Source organism: Pseudarthrobacter sp. RHLT1-30-1 (assembly GCF_059383415.1).
In genome coordinates, this window is sequence record NZ_JBWZCG010000001.1 from 100,717 (window position 1) to 118,029 (window position 17,313).

Sequence of the window (17,313 nt, forward strand, 5' to 3'; positions counted from 1 at the left end):
TCTCCGGCGCCATTGGCGGAAGGGAGGGCTTCAGCCTTTCTCACGGACAATTACTAGACAGACTTGTCTGTGTACGATAGAACCATGACGCCGCCAGCAGCCAAAGCACCGCCGGCCGCACGCACGCCCGTCGGCCAGGCCAGGGACAAGATCCTCGCCACGGCCTTCCGGCTGTTCTATGCGAACGGGCTCCGGGCGGCAGGCATCGACACGATCATCGCCGAATCCGGGGTCGCCAAGGCCACGTTCTACAAGTACTTTCCGGCGAAGGACGAACTGATTCTGGCCTATCTGGAGAAGGTCGACGGCATCTGGACCGGGCAGCTGCACGCCGCCGCGGAAGCCGCCGGACCCGACCCAGCCGCGCAGCTCGTCGGGTTGTTCGATGCCCTGGCGAACGCCTGCCGCCGTGACGGCTACCGCGGCTGCGCCTTCATCAACGCCGCTGCCGAGTCCGCCTCCGGAACCCGCGTCCACGCCCGGACGGTGGCGCACAAGGAGCACATCCGGGCCTGGATCCGGGACCTCGCGGCCCAGGCCGGGGCCCAGGATCCGGACCTGCTCGCCCGCAGCCTCACCCTGGTCCTCGACGGCGGCCTGGCCAGCGGCGTGCTCGACGCCGACCCGGCGGCGGCCCTCGCCGCCCGCGAGACCGCTGCGCACCTCGTGGCCGCAACTCTGGGAAGGAACCCGTGAACATGACGCCCACCAGTCCTGACGCCCTGCTTGCCCGCTGGCAGCGCTTCCGGACCAGCCGCAACGCGGCCCTGGCCAGCGAGTTTGGCTGGCTGACCCTGACGTCGTTCCAGTGGCTGGAGGACCGGCCAGCCGCCGTCGAACTCGTCCCCGGGCACTGGTCCACGGACGGCAAGACGGCGTTCCTCACCGCCGCTGCGGCGGACGGACTGACGCTCGTGGAAACCGGCGGACCCGTGGACGGCACCATCAGCGCAACACTCTCCGACGAGGAATCACTGCTTTGGGTCCAGTACGGCGGCGGCGACGGCCGGCAGGTCGTGGTGGAACTCGCCATGCGGGCCGGCAAGTATGCGGTCCGCACCCGGGACTCCCAGTCGCCGGTTTTCACAGAGTTCGCGGGCGTCCCCACCTTCGACTACCGGCCGGACCTGGTCGTCGAAGCGAAGTTCCACCCCTACCCCGAGCCCGTGGACGTCCCGATCGGCACCGCCAACCCGCTGGTCGACGGAGTACACCGTTCGGTCGGCGAGCTGGTGTTCCGACTGCCCGGCAAGGACCACGAATTCCACCTGCAGGCCGAGGAGGAAAACCTCGGCGCACTGACGGTGACTTTCCACGATGAGACCAACGGCGCGGCCCCGCCGGAATTCGCAACAGCTGAGTGGCGGAAGGTCTCCACCGCCCGGCCCCGCGTCGACGCGTCGGGAAACCGGACGGTCAGCCTGGACTTCAACCGGGCCATCAACTACCCCAGCGCCTTCACCCCGTACGGCACCTGCCCCATGCCGGTGAAGAACAACAGCCTGGACTACCGGATCGAGGCCGGCGAGAAGGAGCCCGCGCTCTTCTAGACGCGCTTCCAGACGCGCGCGCTTCTAGACGATCGCGGAAACCCCGGTCACGGCCCGGCCCACGATCAGCGTGTTGATCTCGTACGACCCCTCGTAGGTGTAGATCGCCTCGGCGTCGGCGAAGATCTTGGCCATCCGGTAGTCGGTGACGATCCCGTTGCCGCCCAGCAGGGACCTGCCCATCGCCACGGTCTCGCGCATCCGGGCGCTCACGTAGGACTTCGCCAGCGCCACCTGCGGCATGTCCGCTGTGCCGCGCTCCTGCAGCTGCGCGATCCGGACCATCATCCCCATGCTCGCCACGGCGTTGCCGAGCATCGTCACCAGCTGCTGCTGGACCAGCTGGAATTTCGCCAGCGGCCGGCCGAACTGCTGGCGTTCGACGGCGTACTGCCGGGCGACGTCGAACGCCGCCAGCTGCTGCCCGACCCCCTGCCAGGCAACCATGATCCGCGAGCCGCGCAGCAGCTCGTTGGTGTCCTCGAAGCTGTTGATCCCGGCGAAGCGGTCCGACTCGGCCACCTGCACATTCGTGAAGACAATGTCCGCATTCTGCACGGTGCGCAGCGCGATCTTGTTCTCGATCCGGCTCCGGCTCACACCGGGCAGGGTCGCATCCACGATGAAACCGCGGATGGCGCCGCCGGCCTCGTCGCGGGCCCATACCAGCAGATAGTCGCAGAACGTCCCGTTGCCGATCCAGCGCTTGGCACCGTTCAGGACCCAGGTGTCGCCGCCGTCGGACCCTCCGCCGGGAACGCGCCGCGCGACGGTCTCCATGCCGCCTGCCACGTCGGAACCATGCTCCGGCTCGGTCAGCGCGAACGCGCCGGTGGTGCGGAGGTTCGCGGCGTCCTCGAGCAGGCGCGCCTTCTGTTCGTCCGAGCCGAAGCCGTAAAGCGATTCGACAAAGAGGTCGTGGTGGACCAGGAAAAACGTCGCCAGCGAGGTGTCCACCCGGGTCATCTCGGCGATGACCAGCCCGGCGAACAGATGGCTGTAGCCGCGCTGGGCCGGCGCGCTTAGCTCCAGCGCGGCAAGCTTCGGCAGGATGTGGGCGGGGAATTCGGCCTTGTTCCACCACTCACCGGCAAAAGGGGCCACTTCGCGGGCCAGGAACTCCCGCAGCTCGGCCAGCTTTTCCTGTTCCGCGTCGTTGAGCATCGACTCGAAGTCGAAGAAATCGGCGGTCGGCAGCCCGGAGACGGAGTCAGCGGGCGCCGCGGACCCGGCGGAGCCGGCGGGCGCGGCGGAACTGGCGGAGCTGGCCGGCGCGGCGGAGCCGGCGAGCCCGGGCTGCATCACTTCGGCCCCATCCGGATCGCGCCGTCGAGACGGATGGTCTCGCCATTGAGCATGGCGTTGTCCACGATGTGCGCGGCCAGGTTCGCGTACTCCGCGGGGCGGCCCAGCCGGGACGGGTGCGGCACCTGCCGGCCGAGGGAGTCCTGCGCTTCCTGCGGCAGCCCCGCCATCATGGGCGTCTCGAAGATGCCCGGCGCGATGGTCACCACCCGGATCAGCGACCGGGCCAGTTCGCGGGCGATCGGCAGCGTCATCGCATGCACAGCGCCCTTGGAAGCGGCGTAGGCCGGCTGGCCGATCTGGCCGTCGAAAGCCGCGACGGAGGCGGTGTTGATGATGACGCCGCGCTCCGGGCCGCCCAGCGCGGTCACGGCGGGCTCGGTCGCGGCCATCGCGGCCGCGGCCAGGCGGATGACATTGAACGTGCCCACGAGGTTGATCTGGATGACGCGGCTGAAGGCCTCCAGCGGCAGCACGCCGTCACGGCCCAGGACTTTGCCGGGCGTGGCGATCCCGGCGCAGTTGACCACGATCCGCAGCGGGCCGAGAGCGACGGCGGCGTCGACGGCGGCCTGCACCTGCCCCTCGCTGGTGACATCGGCGGGGATAAAGACCGCCTGGTTCGACTGCCCTATCGGGGTGCCGCCGGCGGCCTCCCCGCCGGTTTTGCCTCCGCCGCCGGCTCCGGCGCTGGCGTTCAGCTCGGCGGCAAAGGCGTCGCCGGCGGAGCCGGGCAGGTCCACCAGCACCACGGAGGCGCCGGCGTCGAACAGGCGCCGGGCCGTGGCAGCACCCAGGCCCGAGGCCCCGCCCGTAATCAGCGCGACTGTACCTTTGATGTCCATGCATCCTCCTTGATGTGGAACCGTCCCCACGACATTGTGTGCAGCGTCACGAACCGTCCGGGAACATTAGTTAGTGAATGTTAACTGGAATACGGACTTTCCGCACCTCCGCCCCGCCCCTACTAGGCTGGAACCATGAGCCCCGCTGAAGTTTCCGCCGCCGCTGACTGGTCCTTCCGCGCGGACGAAGCGGCCCGTTCGGTGACCAGACTTTTCGGGCAGCGGCTCTTCTTCCTGCCGGGAACCCACATTGCCGCGATCGTGCGCCCCTCGGGACGGCTCAAAAACCTGGCCCGGCCCTGGCATTACTGGTGGCAGGCGCACTATCTGGACTGCCTGGTGGACACCGGCCGCCGCGAGCTCGGCACGGACACGCGGCCCGGAAGACGGTTCGACGGCGAAAACCGGCCCAGCGCGGGCAGGCTCGCCTCCCGGCTGGTCACCGGGATCCGGCTGCGCAACTTCCTCACCGTCGTGAACAACTACTACGACGACATGGCCTGGCTCGCGCTGTCCACCCTGCGGCTGGAGCACCTCGCCGAACAAAGCCGCAAGGCGGCAGGACGGCGCCGCAACTCCAGGGTCCTGAAGAGCCTCACGCTGCAGTTCGATTCCGCCTCCACGGACGACCTTGGCGGCGGCACCTTCTGGAGCAAAAAGCGGGATTTCAAGAACACCCCGGCCACGGCCCCGGTGGCGCTCTACTACGCCCGCACCGGCCAGGCAGCCAAGGCGCAGGCCCTGCTGGACTGGCTGGATGCCCGGCTTTTCGACCCCGAACAGGGCATGTACCGGGACGGCCTCCGGATCACACCCGGCGGCGAGGTAGTCCTGGAAAGCACGATCTACTCCTACAACCAAGGCCCGGTCCTGGGCGCACTGCTGGAGCTCGGCGGCGAGGCCAACCTGGCCCGCGCGGCCTCACTCGTGGCTTCCGTGGCGCAGCACCTCACGGTACCGGCCCCGACGCCCGGTACCGGCGGCACCATCCTGCGCTGCGAGGGAAGCGGCGACGGCGGCCTCTTCACCGGCATCCTGGCCCGCTACCTCGCACTGGCCGCCGTCGACGCCCGGCTCCCGGCCCGGACCAGGGCGAAGGCAACGGCCCTGGTGCACGACACCGCCGGGGCGTTCTGGGAGGGCCGCCGGACGGTCTCAGCCCGGGAGCCGCTGGCGGGCAAGGGCAGCCGGATCATCTTCTCCGCCCGCGCCGAGTTACCGGCGCTCAGCAGCTACCCGGCGGGATCCGCCGTCGAACTCTCCACCCAGCTGCAGGCCTGGATGGTGCTGGAAGCCGCGGCGTCGATTGCCGGCGTAACGGGGGCGCGGAGGCCGGCAGAATCGTCGCCGGGACTACCGGCCGGGCATTAAGTCACGAAATAGTTTCGTAATCGAAGTGATCCTCGTCACTTAACGGGCCTTCAACTTGGTGACTTAGGTTTGGCTAACCTACAGTTTTTCCTAGTGAGCATGCCCTAACTTCCCCCGCTCACCGGGGCTTAGGGTTCCCATGACATTCCTTGCAGAAAGCAGCCCCATGAAGATCCGCAACAACGCGCTGGCAGGTATCGCACTTGCCGCCACCGCCGCGCTCGGCCTCACCGCCTGTGGCTCCAGCACCTCCACGGCCCCTAGCAGCAGCGCCGCCGCTGACGGCAAGATCTCCGGAGAGATCACGGTCTACAACGCCCAGCACGAATCCCTGACCCAGGAGTGGGTGGACGCCTTCACCGCGGAAACCGGCGTCAAGGTCACCGTGCGCCAGGGCTCGGACACCGAGATGTCCAACCAGATCATCCAGGAAGGCAAGGCCTCCCCGGCCGACGTCTTCCTGACTGAAAACTCCCCCGCAATGGCCCAGGTGGAGAACGCCGGGCTCTTCGCCGACGTCGACAAGGCCACCATTGACCAGGTGCCGGCCGAATTCCGCCCCTCCACCAACAAGTGGACCGGCATCGCGGCCCGCTCCACCGTACTGGTGTACGACAAAGCCAAGCTCACCGAGGACCAGCTGCCCAAGTCCATGCTGGACCTGGCCAAGCCCGAGTGGCAGGGCAAATGGGCGGCATCGCCGTCCGGTGCCGACTTCCAGGCGATTGTCTCCGCCCTGCTCGAACTCAAGGGCGAAGCAGCCACCGAGGAGTGGCTCCAGGGCATGAAGGCAAACTCCAAGGCCTACAAGGGCAACAGCACGGCCATGAAGGCGGTCAACGCCGGTGAAATCGACGCCGCCCTGATCTACCACTACTACTACTACGGCGACCAGGCCAAGACCGGCGAGAACTCCAAAAACGTCGCCCCGTACTACTTCAAGAACCAGGATCCCGGCGCCTTCGTGTCCGTTTCCGGCGGCGGCGTACTGGAGTCCTCGAAGAATGCGGCGGCGGCCCAGGCCTTCGTCAAGTTCATCACCGGCAAGAAGGGCCAGGAAATCCTGCAGAAGGGCACCTCGTTCGAGTACGCCATCGCCTCCGATGTCCCGGCCAACGAGAAGCTCGTCCCGCTGCCGGAACTCCAGGCGCCCACGGTGGATCCGGCCAAGCTCAACTCCGCAAAGGTCTCCGAGCTCATGACCAAGGCAGGACTGCTCTAAGCACGTGACCACGAAGCTGGCGGCTCCCGGAACACCCGGGGGCCCGACGACGGCGGGCCGGGGCAAGCGCCCCCGCCCGCCTCTCGGCGTATCCGTAATTGCTGTCCTGGCGGTCCTGATCGCCCTCTTCGCGCTGATTCCACTGGGCTACGTCATAGTCATGACGGTGGCCACGGGGTGGGACACCGCCGTGGAACTGATCTTCCGGGAACGCGTCGGCGTGCTGCTGCTCAACACGGTGCTGCTGATGCTGGTCACCGTGCCGCTCTGCCTGATCCTCGGCGTCGGCGGCGCCTGGCTGGTGGAACGCACCCAGCTCAGGGGACACAAATGGTGGGCCCTGCTGCTCGCCGCCCCGCTGGCCATCCCCGCCTTTGTCAACAGCTACGCGTGGGTTTCCGCGGTGCCGTCGCTCGAGGGTCTGTGGTCCGGGGTGCTGATCGCCACGCTGTCCTATTTCCCGCTCGTCTACATCCCGGCCGCCGCCACGCTCAGCCGGCTGGATCCTGCCATCGAGCAGTCCGCCGCGTCCCTGGGCCTCGGTGCCTGGCGTACCTTCTTCCGCGTGGTGCTTCCGCAGCTACGGATTGCGATGACCGGCGGCGCGCTGCTCGTGTCCCTGCACCTGCTCGCCGAATACGGCGCCTTCGCGATGATCCGCTTCGACACCTTCACCACCGCGATCATGGTGCAGTACCAGTCCACCTTCAACGGCACTGCCGGGAACATGCTCGCCAGCGTGCTCGTGTTCCTCTGCCTGATCCTGCTGCTGGTGGAGGTGCGCAGCCGCGGCAGCGCCCGGTACGCCAAGATCGGCTCCGGCGCACAGGCCCGCGCCCTGCGTCTGCCGCTGCACGCCTACCAGCTCCCGGCCCAGCTGTTTCTGGCCTCGCTCACCGCGCTGGCCTTCGGGCTGCCGCTGACCTTCGTGCTGCGCTGGATTTTTTCCGGCGGCCCGGACATCTGGGCAGCGGACGAATTCCTGCCGGCGCTGCTGCAGACCCTGATGTACGGCCTCGCCGGCGCCCTCGCCACCACAGTCGTCGCGTTCCCGATGGCGTACCTGGCCGTGCGGCACCCCAGCTGGTTCAGCAAGGCCCTGGAACTGTCCAACTACATCACCAGCTCCATGCCGGGGATCGTGGTGGGCCTGGCGTTCGTGACGGTCAGCATCAAGGCCGCGGCGGACCTCTACCAGACCTCCGCCCTGCTGATCGCGGCCTACGTGCTGCTGTTCCTGCCGCGCGCGCTGGTCAACATCCGTTCCGGCCTGGCCCAGGCGCCGAAGGAACTCGACGAGGCCGCGCAGGCGCTCGGCAAGCCGCCGCTGCCGGCCTTCCTCCGGGTCACGCTGCGGCTCACCGCCCCCGCCGCCGCGGGCGGTGCCGCGCTCGTGTTCCTCGCGATCGTCAATGAACTGACGGCGACGCTGCTGCTCTCCCCCAACGGCACCCGGACGCTCGCCACCGAGTTCTGGAGCAAGAGCAGCGAAATCGACTACGCCGGCGCCGCCCCGTACGCCCTGCTGATGATTGTCCTTTCGGCACCGATGACCTACCTCCTCTTCCAGCAGTCCAAGAAAGCAGCGGGACAGTGACCGAAACCCAGCACAGCCCCTCCCGGCTCCCGGAACCGCGGGTCGCGTCGTCCGTGGCCACCAGCACCAACAACCACCTGGAAATTGATGCCGTCACCAAGAACTTCGGCTCCCAGGCGGTCCTCAAGGGTGTCAACCTTTCGGTAGCGAAGGGCGGCACGACGGCGATCGTGGGGCCCTCCGGCTCGGGCAAGACCACGCTGCTGCGGCTGATCGCCGGTTTTGAGCACCCCGAGACCGGCAGCATTTCGCTCAACGGCGCCAAGGTCGCCGGCGACGGCGTCTGGGTCCCGGCGCATAAACGGCACGTCGGCTACGTGGCGCAGGACGGCGCGCTCTTCCCGCACCTGAGCGTCGGAAAGAACATTTCGTTCGGCCTCGACGCCGCCGGGCTGCCCGGCGGGCACCGTGGGGTCAGGGACCGGGTGGCCGAACTGCTGGCCATGGTGTCACTGGATCCGTCGATGGCCAAACGCCGCCCGCACGAGCTTTCCGGCGGGCAGCAGCAGCGCGTGGCCCTGGCCCGGGCCCTCGCCCGGGAGCCGGAACTGATGCTGTTGGACGAACCGTTCTCGGCGCTGGATGCAGGCCTGCGCGTGGCCACCCGCCGCGCCGTCGGCAAGGTGCTGCACGATGCCGGGGTCACGACCATCCTGGTCACCCACGACCAGGGCGAGGCACTGTCGTTCGCGGACCAGGTGGCGGTGATGCGCGGCGGACGGCTGGCGCAGATCGGCAACCCCTTCATCGTCTACACCCGTCCGGCGGACCGCGCCACCGCGGAATTCCTCGGTGACGCCGTCATCCTCGATGCCTGGATGGAGGGTTCCCTGGCCACTTGTTCCCTCGGCGGCATCCCCGTGCGCCGGCCCCCGGCGCAGGGCCGCGTCCAGCTCATGCTGCGGCCGGAACAGATCCGGATCTCCGAGGACGGACCGATCCGCGGCGTCGTGGTGGACACCGATTACTTCGGGCCCGAAACCACCGTCCGGCTCAAACTCGCCGTTCCGCCGGTCCTGGCAGAGGGCGCAGTGGCCGACCACCGCTATCCCGGCGGCGGCGAAATCATCACCATCCGGCACTGGAACGCTTCGATCGCCCGCCCTGGCACGGAGCTGTGCCTCCGCGTCGTCGGCGAGGCAGTGGCCTTCCCGATGGAGGATCTGCCGCCGGCCTAAGCGGCCGCGGGCGTCAGGGTGACATGCCGGCGGACATCAGGTCGCCGGCGGGCGTTTGGTCTGCGGATACGGCGTCTCGTGGCGGGCGAGCATCTCGACGAATCCCGCGATCTTCTTTTCCCGGGTGGTGGCCTGTTTGACGCCGTTGGTGCGGTAGATCAGGGCATACCTGTTCACCGAGGTCAGGACGTCGAACATCGCCTGCGCCCGCGGGTCTGCCGCGATGGCGGCGGCGAGGTCATCGGGGACCTCCGCCGTCGCGGCGCCCGAGTAAGCGGCTTCCCAGCGGCCGTCCGCCTTGGCGCTCTCGACGGCGGCGCGGCCGGCCGGAGCCATTCTGCCGGCGGTTTCGAGTCGCCCGATCCGCTCCACGTTCCGCGCGGACCAGACACTCTTCGGCCCCCGCCGGGTCATCCGCTGGAAGGAACTCCCCTCGTCGCGGCGCCGGCCCTGGCCGTCGATCCAGCCGAAGCACAGCGCCTCCTGCAGCGCGGCCTCGTAGTCCAGCTCCGTGACGGTCCCACCCTTTTTGTGCAGCACCAGCCACACACCGGGACTCTCCGCATGGTGCTGTTCCAGCCAGGCACGCCACTGGGCCGCGTCCTTCACCAGCAGTTCCTCGAGTTCAACAGCCATGGCACCATTCTGCCCCGGCCCTGACCATCGGCGGTGCTTTGGTGGCACGATAGCCCTGAGAGCTGGATACCGTCACACCCTGAGGAGCAACGATGCTGCGAGTCCGCCCGGTCCACTTCACCTCCCGCCTTGATGCATGGGAGCGGCTGCTGACCGACCTTGGCCTGGTCAAGACCGTTGACGAGCCCACCTGGCGGGAGTTCGACGCCGGATCCGGGCGCCTGGCGCTCCATTTCGTCGAGGCCGGCTCCGCTGAGGACGGCACCACCTCCCTCGGCGTCGAGGTCGGGGACCTCAAGGAATTCGCCCGGCGGACCAAGGAAGCCGGCGCGGCTGACAGCACCACAACAGCCGGCACCACCGCGGAACTCGTCGAAGCCGACCACGGACCTGCCTGCCGCATCACCGCCGCGGACGGGTACAGTTTCCTGGCCGACCTGGCCGCCCGCGCCAGCGACGGCAGCTGGGGCGGATCAGCTGAAGCAGACCCCGGCATCGCCGTCGTCGGCGTCTGGTTTTCCGAGGACGCAGTGGCGGCAGCCCGGACCCTGCGCGACATCGGCGCCGCACCCCGCCCGGTGCCAGGCAGCGCCGCCGTCGGCAACGCCGACACAGCCACCGACACAGCCGAGTCGGAGGCGTTCACGGCCAAAAACGGCGGGACCCTGATGCTTGGGACAGGCGCCGGGGCCGGGCAAGCCGGGCTGGGGTTCGAATACGCCGGCGACCTGAACGTGCTGCGTGAACGCCTTGCCGAGGCGGGTCACGAGGCCGCACTTGTCGAGGAGTCCGCCATCCCGACCCTGCATATCGCCAACCCCGATGCGGACGGTGTGGCCGCCCGCCGGCCCCTCTGGATTTCCGCGGCACCGGCGCTTGGGTGAGGGTGAGCACGCCCCGGCCACGGGGATGGGGTAGAACTTAACCATGAATGTTCGCACTCCTGACCCGAACCCCGGCTGGCTCTCCGAAGAAGATTTGTTCGAGGCGCGCGGCCGGCTGCCCATGGTCTACGTCGAGGCCGTCCCGGTCCGGCTGGATCCGCTCGGGTTTGTGAACGAGGTCGGCACGCTCCTGCAGGCCGATGCGGACGGCAACATGATCCGCTCGCTGGTCTCCGGCCGGGTGCTGTACCGGGAGACCATCCGCGCGGCGCTGCTGCGCCACATGGAGAAGGACCTCGGCCCGCTGGCTTTTCCCCAGCTGCCCATCAGCCCGGTGCCGTTCACAGTGGCCGAGTACTTCCCCGCCCCGTCCCACACCGGATTCACCGACGACCGCCAGCACGCTGTTGCACTGGCATACATCATCCCGGTCACCGGCGAATGCTCACCGCGCCAGGACGCCCTGGAGCTGACCTGGATGACGCCGCAGGAAGTCATGAGTTCGGATGTCCAGCTGGAATTCAGCGGCGGGCGAGGCGCCCTGATCCGCCAGGCTCTGGCCTTCGCGGGGGTCGGGAACTGACCCGCGCCGGGCCTGCCTGAAACCGCCCGGGACGCCCGGAGGTTGCAGTGCGTCCCCGACTTCCGGGGCGCGCCTTTGTAGACTGGTGGGCGGACCGCAAAAGAATTTAAGGATTTCCGATGACCCACCCACCAGCCGCACCGAACTACATCGAACAACAGGCTGGAGCTCTGCAGAGCGGCGATCATCTGCTCCTGCCCGATGGCAACCGTTCCGCTGAAATCCGGCGCGTCGACGTCGAAACCGACGATTTCGGCACTCCTGCCGTGGTCCTGGCGACCCTCACCGGCGGCGGCGGCGTCCGGATCGCGGCCGCCTCCACCGTCCTGGTCCTCGAAACGGCCACCGCCGCTGCAGAATCCGCGTCCGCAGAACCCGCCTTCGAGGACGCCGGCTCCCCGCTTCAGCTCGTCGAACCGGCCCCCGCTGAGGGCGCCGTCCAGAATCAGGCCAAGGAGCAGGGTGGAGGCCAGGGGACCGACGACGGCGCCGCAGCGGCCGCCGTCGTCGTCCCGCCCCTTCCGCCCGCGCCGCCCGCCGTGAGTGGGCCCAGCGAAGCGGACCTTGCGCTGATCCCCGCCCTCGAGGGCACCCCCGAGTCCGTGGTGCAGGCAGTCGCGGAGGCCCACCCGGACTCGGTGGGGGTGCTGCTGCTCAGCGAACGGCTGGCCAAGGGCATCAACACCAAGTCCGGCAGCTGTCTCAAGGACCTCAGCGACCTCGCGCAGGAGCTGTTCATCATCCTCAAGGACCCCGAAAACGCCCTTGCCGTTGCTGATCTGCTGAACGTGCTGCCTTTCGACGGCAACCGGGGCCGCTGGGCGTCGGTGGAGGCCGCCCTCGCCCTGTCCAGCTACATCTGCCGGCAGCTCGGGCAGGAGGAACGGGCCGCTGTCTACGAGAAGTTCCTCCGCGCCCCCGAAGCCATGGAGACGGACCGGTTCAAGGCCAGGATCAACGCCAAGGTCCGCCAGCGCTCGCTCAACGAACCGAACCTGTACGACAAGGAAATCTTCCGCTCGATGGACAACTCGAATCCGGACGCGGAACGCGAGTGGCGGCTCCTGCGACTCGAGGCACTGCTCTTCCTGCGCGCCCACGGCGGCTCGGAGACCATCGGGGCACCGGAACTGGACCGCCGGATCGGCAACGAACTCGAGTCCGTCCGTTCCTGAGGCGTTTGCCCCCTACCCCCTCACGGCCGGGCGCTGTAGATTCACCCCATGACGAACAATCTGAGCGTTGTGATCAATTCCGACGCGCAGCAGGTTTGGACGATGCTGCGCGAACCCGCCAAGGTTGCCCAGTGGCACGGCTGGGAAGCCGACGACCAGGCGGCCGAGATCAACGAGATCTACTTCGGCCCCAACGTTGTCGAAGGCGCCGACCACACGTCCCTGGTGGTCGACGGCGGGGATGTCTTTACCTTGAAACCGGTCCCGACCGGCACCGAGGTCAGCGTCACGCGGGCGGCCATCGACCACAATTCCGAGTGGGCGGCCTGGGACGAGGACATCACCCAGGGCTGGCTGACCTTCCTGCAGCAGCTCCGGTTTGCCCTCGAACGGCATCCGCACGGCAAGCGCCGGACCTTCTTCTTCTCCGTTCCGGGAAATGAGGAGTCCGCCATAGATCAGCTGGGACTCTCGGAAGTTCCCAAGCCCGGCGAACCGTACTCGCTCACCCTGGCCACGGGCGAGGAAATCTCCGGCAAGGTGTGGTTCCGGAGCAACCACCAGGTGGGTCTGACCGTCCACCACTATGCGGAGCACGGCGAGGGGCTGGTGATCGTGGCGGACCAGCCAGTCATCAAAGACATCCGGCCCAAAGGCGGCTCCCTGGTCATCATCTCCACCTACGACCTCGGGGCGCACCAGTTGGAGTCCATCCGCAGCCACTGGGACAAGTGGCGGGCTGAGAACTACCCCACATCCGATCCGCTGCACTAAGGGTTGAGTCCTGTTAGCTGGCACACTTGAACGGTGCCAGCCAATCCTGATTCACCCGTGTCTTCACCCCTGCCAGCCCAGCAATCGGAGTTTTCCTTCCGCGTGGGCAAGCGCCTGAGCGAGAGCTGCCCGCCGTCGGCGGCCCAGGTGGCTGGTAACGGCGGGGAATTCCTCGGCCGCACCGGCACGATCACCACCCCGCACGGCGAGATCCAGACCCCGGCGTTCATCGCCGTCGGCACCAAGGCCACCGTCAAATCGGTGCTCCCGGAGTCCGTCGCCGAGCTGGGCGCGCAGGCCGTGCTGGCCAACGCCTACCACCTGTACCTGCAGCCCGGCGCCGATATCCTGGACGAGGCCGGCGGCCTGGGCGCCTTCATGAACTGGCGCGGCCCCACCTTCACCGACTCGGGCGGCTTCCAGGTGATGAGCCTGGGCTCGGGGTTCAAGAAGGTCATCGACATGAAATCGGTCGACAATTCGGGACCCGACGACGCCGTCGCCCCCGGCAAGGAACGGCTGGCCCACGTGGACGAGGAGGGCGTGTGGTTCAAGAGCCACCTCAACGGCGACCGGCACCGCTTCAGCCCCGAGATCTCCATGAACGTCCAACACCAGATCGGCGCGGACATCATGTTCGCCTTCGACGAGCTCACCACGCTGCAGAACTCCCGCGGCTACCAGGAGGAATCGCTGGAGCGCACCCGGCGCTGGGCCGAACGGTGCATCACGGAGCACCTCCGGCTCACCTCAGAGCGGGCCGGGAAGCCGTACCAGGCGCTCTTCGGGGTGATCCAGGGCGCCCAGTACGAGGACCTGCGCCGCAAGGCGTGCCGTGACCTCGGTGCGATGAACTTCGACGGCTTCGGCATCGGCGGCGCCCTGGAGAAGGAAAACCTGGGCACGATCGTGCGCTGGTGCAACGAGGAACTGCCGGAGAACAAACCCCGGCACCTGCTCGGCATCTCCGAGCCCGACGACATCTTCACCGCGATCGAGAACGGCGCGGACACCTTCGACTGCGTCTCCCCCACCCGGGTGGCCCGGAATTCGGCGTTCTACCACCCCACCGGCCGGTACAACCTCTCCGGAGCCAGGTACAAGCGCGACTTCGGCCCGCTGCAGGAAGGCTGCGACTGCTACGCCTGCCTGAACTATTCGCGGGCCTACATCCATCACCTGTTCAAGGCCAAGGAAATGGTCTCGGCGACGCTGATCTCGATCCACAACGAGCGCTTTGTCGTGAAGATGGTCGACGACGCCCGGCTCGCCATCGAGGCCGGCACGTTCTTCGAGTTCAAGGCCGAGACCCTGGGCCAGTACTACTCCTAGGCCGTTGGATCGGGGCTGGCCGGGCCGTGGGGTCCCCCTGCTGTCGAGTTCGCAGTACCGCTGGGGTCCCCGCGCCGTCGAAGTCGCCGGAACAGTGCCAGATCGCCGGAACGGACGCGTGTGGGGGCCGCCCCGCCGCCGAAGTCGCCGGAACAGTGCCAGATCGCCGGAACGGAAGCGTGTGGGGGCCACCCCGCCGTCGAAGTCGCCGGAACGGACGCGTGGGGGCCGCCCCGCCGTCGAAGTCGCCGGAACGGTGCCAGATCGCCGTTTCGTTGGTGTGTGTCAGGCAGCTTTCCGGCGATCCCGCCAGGTTTCTGCCCGGGACGACCGTCAGCTAATCCGGCGCCTGGCCGCCGAGCTCCACAAGCGTGTCCTCCAGCGCGCTTCGCCGGGCGGCGTCGAGGACCTCCAGGGTCCGCACGCCTTCGGATGCTGGCACCGGTCCCGGGCCGCCGTCCCGGACCGCACGGGCGAACTCAGTGTAGAACCCGGCATAGTTGCCCAGCTCCGAGGCGATCTGGGAGCGGCCACCGGCTACCGCGAGCGTCCCCCAGTTTTCCGGGGCATCGATCCCCCACATGGACGGTTCCAAAGCCGGGCGGCGGCCTCTGAACAGGGCCTCGACCCCGCAGCGTTCCGGCGACCTCGTGGCCTGTCAGACTGTCAGGCGGGGTGCAGCGACGCCCGGAGCGCCGCGTCGGCGTCCCGCAGGACCTTCGCTGCCACCTGAAGGCCCTCGATCCGGCCCAGGGACACATCCTCGTGCTCGATGTTGACGAGCATGTCCGGGTCCACTTCATACAGTGCGCGGAGGAACTCGGTCCAGAACGCGGTGTCGTGGCCGCGGCCCAGTGCCACGAAGTCCCAGGCGGAGTTCTTCGGCCACTCGTTGGCCCACTCGTCGCCGCCCAAATTGGTGCGGCTTTCCTCCGGCGACAGCCGGCGGAAGCTGTTGTCGAGGACGCCGTAGAGCGCGGCGTTCGCGGTGTTGACGCGGACGTCCTTCGCGGCCGCCTGGAAGACCAGCGGACCGAGTTCGCGGACGACCGCGACCGGATCCATCTGCTGCCAGAACAGGTGCGAGGCGTCCAGCTCGACGCCCACGTGGGTCGCGCCGGTAAGTTCGATGAGCTTGCGGACATCGGCGGTATTGAACACGATGTTCTGCGGGTGCAGTTCGAGGGCAACCTTCACGCCGTGGTCGGCGGCGAGCCGGTCGGTTTCCTTCCAGAAATCGGCCGCGACGCCCCACTGATAGTCGAGCACGTCCAGGGCCGCCGAGTTCCAGGCGTTGACCACCCAGTTGACCGTGGTGGCCCCGGGCTCGCCCCCGGGAAGGCCGGACATGGTCACCACCCGGTCCTGCCCCATCCGGTGCGCCAGCCGGATGGAGCGCCGGATGTCCTCGGCATGCTTCTCGCCGATCTCACGTTTGGGGTGCAGCGGGTTGCCGTTTCAGTTCAGTCCGGCAATCGAGACGCCCGTCCCCTCAAAGATGGCCAGGTAGTCATCCCGGGCCGCATCACTTTCGAGGATCTGGTCCATCGTGGGGACGTGGACGGCCGGCAGGAACCCACCCGTGTTGATTTCGATGCCGGTCAGCCCCAGGCCGGCGATGACCTTGAGGGCCTCGGGCAGTGGCCGGTCGTGCAGGATGGCGTTGTAGACACCGAGTTTCATAGCGTGATCTTCTTTCCGTTGTTAAGCGCGGATTCGGTGACCGCACCGAGCAGCTCCATGTTGCGCACGCCCTCATCGAAAGTGGCGCAGCGCGGCAGCGACTCTGCCTCACTGAGGCCGGCGACTTCCTCGAGGAAGGCCCGGGCCTGGTAGCCGAAGGCATCGTTCTGGCCGAAGCCGACGCTGGGCGCGTCCATGGCCAGGCCGCCGGCGATGTAGGGGTGCCCGGGTCCGAGGATGACCTGGCGGTAGCCGTTCTCGTTGGCCGGGCCGTCGTTGAGGAACAGTTCGATCTCCGCAGGGCGGCGCTGGTCGAACCGGGCTGCGCCGTTCTCGCAGAAGACCTCGAAGATGAGGCTGTTGGCGTGGCCGGCCGCGACGCGCGAGACCTCGAAGCCGCCGGCGCCGTTCTCGAATTCTGCGGAGAACACCGCGTAGTCGTCGTTGTCGACGGGCTCGAAGGTGTCGCTGACCGCGGCGTGGTCATGGCCCATCACGGCGCCGAGCGGCATCGGGCGCTTGCCGATCACTGTGCTGAGGCGTCCACCGCTGATGGATTTGATGTCGCCGCAGAGGAATTCGGCGACGTATGTGAGGTGGCTGCCGACGTCGGCCAGCGCGCCCGAGCCGGGGCCGCCCTTGTAGCGCCAGCTCATGGGCGCCGACGGGCTGAACCCGTAGTCGGTCCAGTAGCGGCCGCTGAAATGCAGGACATTGCCCAGCACGCCGGACCGGATGAGGTCGCGAATGTACGCGATGCCCGGCGTGCGGCGGAAAGTGAATCCGATGCGCGCGATTGAGCTCGCGCTGCGGGCCGCTTCCGCCATGGCCCGGGCGTCTTCAAGGGTGTCACTCAGCGGCTTTTCGCACAGCACATGCTTGCCGGCAGCCAGCAGGCCCTCCACGACTTCGCGGTGCAGGGAATTGGCGATCACAACGCTCACGACGTCGATGTCGTCGGCTTCGGCGATCGCCTGCCACGAGGTGTCATTGCGTTCGTAGCCAAAGCGCTTGGCTGCCAGCGAGCCGAACTCGGCGTTGACGTCACCGATGGAGACGAGCCGGATGGGGGGAAGCACAGGGCTGTAAAGCGCCGACGCCGTGCGGTAGGCAGCCGCGTGGGCCTTGCCGGCCATGCCCGCGCCGATTACGGCGACTCCCAAACTGTCAGCCATCGA

16 protein-coding genes and 1 pseudogene are annotated in these 17,313 nt (G+C 68.0%); 11 read left to right on the top strand and 6 right to left on the bottom strand.

The features are described from left to right. Positions 1–84 precede the first annotated feature (84 nt). Entirely contained in the window at positions 85–696 is a 612-nt protein-coding gene (locus AC50YM_RS00505; RefSeq protein ID WP_494955063.1) for a TetR/AcrR family transcriptional regulator, read from the top strand. A 2-nt stretch (positions 697–698) separates the two neighbouring features. Further along, positions 699–1,550: a DUF1684 domain-containing protein gene (locus tag AC50YM_RS00510; protein ID WP_494955064.1), complete on the top strand. Its 852-nt coding sequence runs from the start codon at positions 699–701 to the stop codon at positions 1,548–1,550. Positions 1,551–1,574: 24 nt separating this feature from the next. On the opposite strand, the gene AC50YM_RS00515 is transcribed toward AC50YM_RS00510, so the two are convergent. Together AC50YM_RS00515 and AC50YM_RS00520 are read right to left on the bottom strand one after the other, a co-directional pair. After that, positions 1,575–2,714 carry an acyl-CoA dehydrogenase family protein gene (locus AC50YM_RS00515; protein WP_494955410.1) on the bottom strand — a complete coding sequence of 380 codons (1,140 nt, stop codon included), beginning with the start codon at positions 2,712–2,714 and terminating at the stop codon, positions 1,575–1,577. A 137-nt stretch (positions 2,715–2,851) separates the two neighbouring features. Beyond that, positions 2,852–3,700 (bottom strand): SDR family NAD(P)-dependent oxidoreductase, encoded by an 849-nt coding sequence (locus tag AC50YM_RS00520; RefSeq protein ID WP_494955065.1) that lies wholly within the window; start codon positions 3,698–3,700, stop codon positions 2,852–2,854. Between the two features lie 135 nt (positions 3,701–3,835). On the opposite strand from AC50YM_RS00520, the gene AC50YM_RS00525 reads away from it, so the two are divergent. The 4 genes from AC50YM_RS00525 to AC50YM_RS00540 all read left to right on the top strand — a co-directional run bounded on the left by AC50YM_RS00525 (position 3,836) and on the right by AC50YM_RS00540 (position 9,068). Next, positions 3,836–5,071, top strand: a complete 1,236-nt coding sequence (locus AC50YM_RS00525; protein WP_494955066.1) for a glycoside hydrolase family 76 protein — start codon at positions 3,836–3,838, stop codon at positions 5,069–5,071. A 166-nt stretch (positions 5,072–5,237) separates the two neighbouring features. Then, positions 5,238–6,293, top strand: coding sequence for an iron ABC transporter substrate-binding protein (locus AC50YM_RS00530; RefSeq protein WP_494955411.1), 1,056 nt, complete (start codon positions 5,238–5,240; stop codon positions 6,291–6,293). Positions 6,294–6,297: 4 nt separating this feature from the next. Further along, the gene (locus AC50YM_RS00535; RefSeq protein ID WP_494955067.1) at positions 6,298–7,890 is read left to right on the top strand and encodes an ABC transporter permease; all 1,593 of its coding nucleotides are present in this window, start codon (positions 6,298–6,300) and stop codon (positions 7,888–7,890) included. Beyond that, complete coding sequence (locus AC50YM_RS00540) at positions 7,887–9,068, top strand: ABC transporter ATP-binding protein (protein WP_494955068.1); 1,182 nt, start codon at positions 7,887–7,889, stop codon at positions 9,066–9,068. Before AC50YM_RS00535 ends, AC50YM_RS00540 begins: the two co-directional genes overlap by 4 nt. Before the next feature lie 36 nt (positions 9,069–9,104). Here the strand turns inward: AC50YM_RS00540 and AC50YM_RS00545 are convergent, their stop codons facing one another. After that, positions 9,105–9,704, bottom strand: coding sequence for a YdeI/OmpD-associated family protein (locus AC50YM_RS00545; RefSeq protein WP_494955069.1), 600 nt, complete (start codon positions 9,702–9,704; stop codon positions 9,105–9,107). 92 nt (positions 9,705–9,796) lie between these two features. Here AC50YM_RS00545 and AC50YM_RS00550 point away from each other — a divergent pair, with 92 nt between their 5' ends. The 5 genes from AC50YM_RS00550 to tgt all read left to right on the top strand — a co-directional run bounded on the left by AC50YM_RS00550 (position 9,797) and on the right by tgt (position 14,452). Then, positions 9,797–10,588 carry a VOC family protein gene (locus AC50YM_RS00550; RefSeq protein WP_494955070.1) on the top strand — a complete coding sequence of 264 codons (792 nt, stop codon included), beginning with the start codon at positions 9,797–9,799 and terminating at the stop codon, positions 10,586–10,588. A gap of 43 nt (positions 10,589–10,631) precedes the next feature. Continuing rightward, on the top strand, positions 10,632–11,171 hold the full coding sequence (locus AC50YM_RS00555) for an NUDIX hydrolase family protein (RefSeq protein WP_494893979.1): 540 nt from the start codon (positions 10,632–10,634) through the stop codon (positions 11,169–11,171). 119 nt (positions 11,172–11,290) lie between these two features. After that, complete coding sequence (locus AC50YM_RS00560) at positions 11,291–12,346, top strand: DUF6707 family protein (RefSeq protein WP_494955071.1); 1,056 nt, start codon at positions 11,291–11,293, stop codon at positions 12,344–12,346. Positions 12,347–12,394: 48 nt separating this feature from the next. Beyond that, a complete protein-coding gene (locus AC50YM_RS00565) occupies positions 12,395–13,120 on the top strand; it encodes an SRPBCC family protein (protein WP_494955072.1) in 726 nt (241 codons plus the stop codon). Between the two features lie 33 nt (positions 13,121–13,153). After that, entirely contained in the window at positions 13,154–14,452 is a 1,299-nt protein-coding gene (gene tgt, locus AC50YM_RS00570; RefSeq protein ID WP_494955073.1) for a tRNA guanosine(34) transglycosylase Tgt, read from the top strand. 337 nt (positions 14,453–14,789) lie between these two features. Here tgt and AC50YM_RS00575 read toward each other — a convergent pair whose 3' ends face one another. From AC50YM_RS00575 to AC50YM_RS00585, 3 genes and pseudogenes are all read right to left on the bottom strand, one after another. Next, positions 14,790–15,035 carry a Gfo/Idh/MocA family oxidoreductase gene (locus AC50YM_RS00575; RefSeq protein WP_494955074.1) on the bottom strand — a complete coding sequence of 82 codons (246 nt, stop codon included), beginning with the start codon at positions 15,033–15,035 and terminating at the stop codon, positions 14,790–14,792. Positions 15,036–15,118: 83 nt separating this feature from the next. After that, positions 15,119–16,135: pseudogene (locus tag AC50YM_RS00580) on the bottom strand (sugar phosphate isomerase/epimerase family protein). Next, the gene (locus AC50YM_RS00585; protein ID WP_494955075.1) at positions 16,132–17,310 is read right to left on the bottom strand and encodes a Gfo/Idh/MocA family protein; all 1,179 of its coding nucleotides are present in this window, start codon (positions 17,308–17,310) and stop codon (positions 16,132–16,134) included. The pseudogene AC50YM_RS00580 and the gene AC50YM_RS00585 overlap by 4 nt, the downstream one beginning before the upstream one ends. Positions 17,311–17,313: the final 3 nt, after the last annotated feature.

Coding starts and splice junctions, on each gene's coding strand:
- AC50YM_RS00555 (WP_494893979.1), top strand. CDS start 10,632: ATGAATGTTCGCACTCCTGACCCGAACCCCGGCTGGCTCTCCGAAGAA.
- AC50YM_RS00515 (WP_494955410.1), bottom strand. CDS start 2,714: ATGCTCAACGACGCGGAACAGGAAAAGCTGGCCGAGCTGCGGGAGTTC.
- AC50YM_RS00525 (WP_494955066.1), top strand. CDS start 3,836: ATGAGCCCCGCTGAAGTTTCCGCCGCCGCTGACTGGTCCTTCCGCGCG.
- AC50YM_RS00505 (WP_494955063.1), top strand. CDS start 85: ATGACGCCGCCAGCAGCCAAAGCACCGCCGGCCGCACGCACGCCCGTC.
- AC50YM_RS00545 (WP_494955069.1), bottom strand. CDS start 9,704: ATGGCTGTTGAACTCGAGGAACTGCTGGTGAAGGACGCGGCCCAGTGG.
- AC50YM_RS00560 (WP_494955071.1), top strand. CDS start 11,291: ATGACCCACCCACCAGCCGCACCGAACTACATCGAACAACAGGCTGGA.
- AC50YM_RS00530 (WP_494955411.1), top strand. CDS start 5,238: ATGAAGATCCGCAACAACGCGCTGGCAGGTATCGCACTTGCCGCCACC.
- AC50YM_RS00575 (WP_494955074.1), bottom strand. CDS start 15,035: ATGTGGGGGATCGATGCCCCGGAAAACTGGGGGACGCTCGCGGTAGCC.
- AC50YM_RS00565 (WP_494955072.1), top strand. CDS start 12,395: ATGACGAACAATCTGAGCGTTGTGATCAATTCCGACGCGCAGCAGGTT.
- AC50YM_RS00585 (WP_494955075.1), bottom strand. CDS start 17,310: ATGGCTGACAGTTTGGGAGTCGCCGTAATCGGCGCGGGCATGGCCGGC.
- AC50YM_RS00520 (WP_494955065.1), bottom strand. CDS start 3,700: ATGGACATCAAAGGTACAGTCGCGCTGATTACGGGCGGGGCCTCGGGC.
- AC50YM_RS00510 (WP_494955064.1), top strand. CDS start 699: ATGACGCCCACCAGTCCTGACGCCCTGCTTGCCCGCTGGCAGCGCTTC.
- AC50YM_RS00550 (WP_494955070.1), top strand. CDS start 9,797: ATGCTGCGAGTCCGCCCGGTCCACTTCACCTCCCGCCTTGATGCATGG.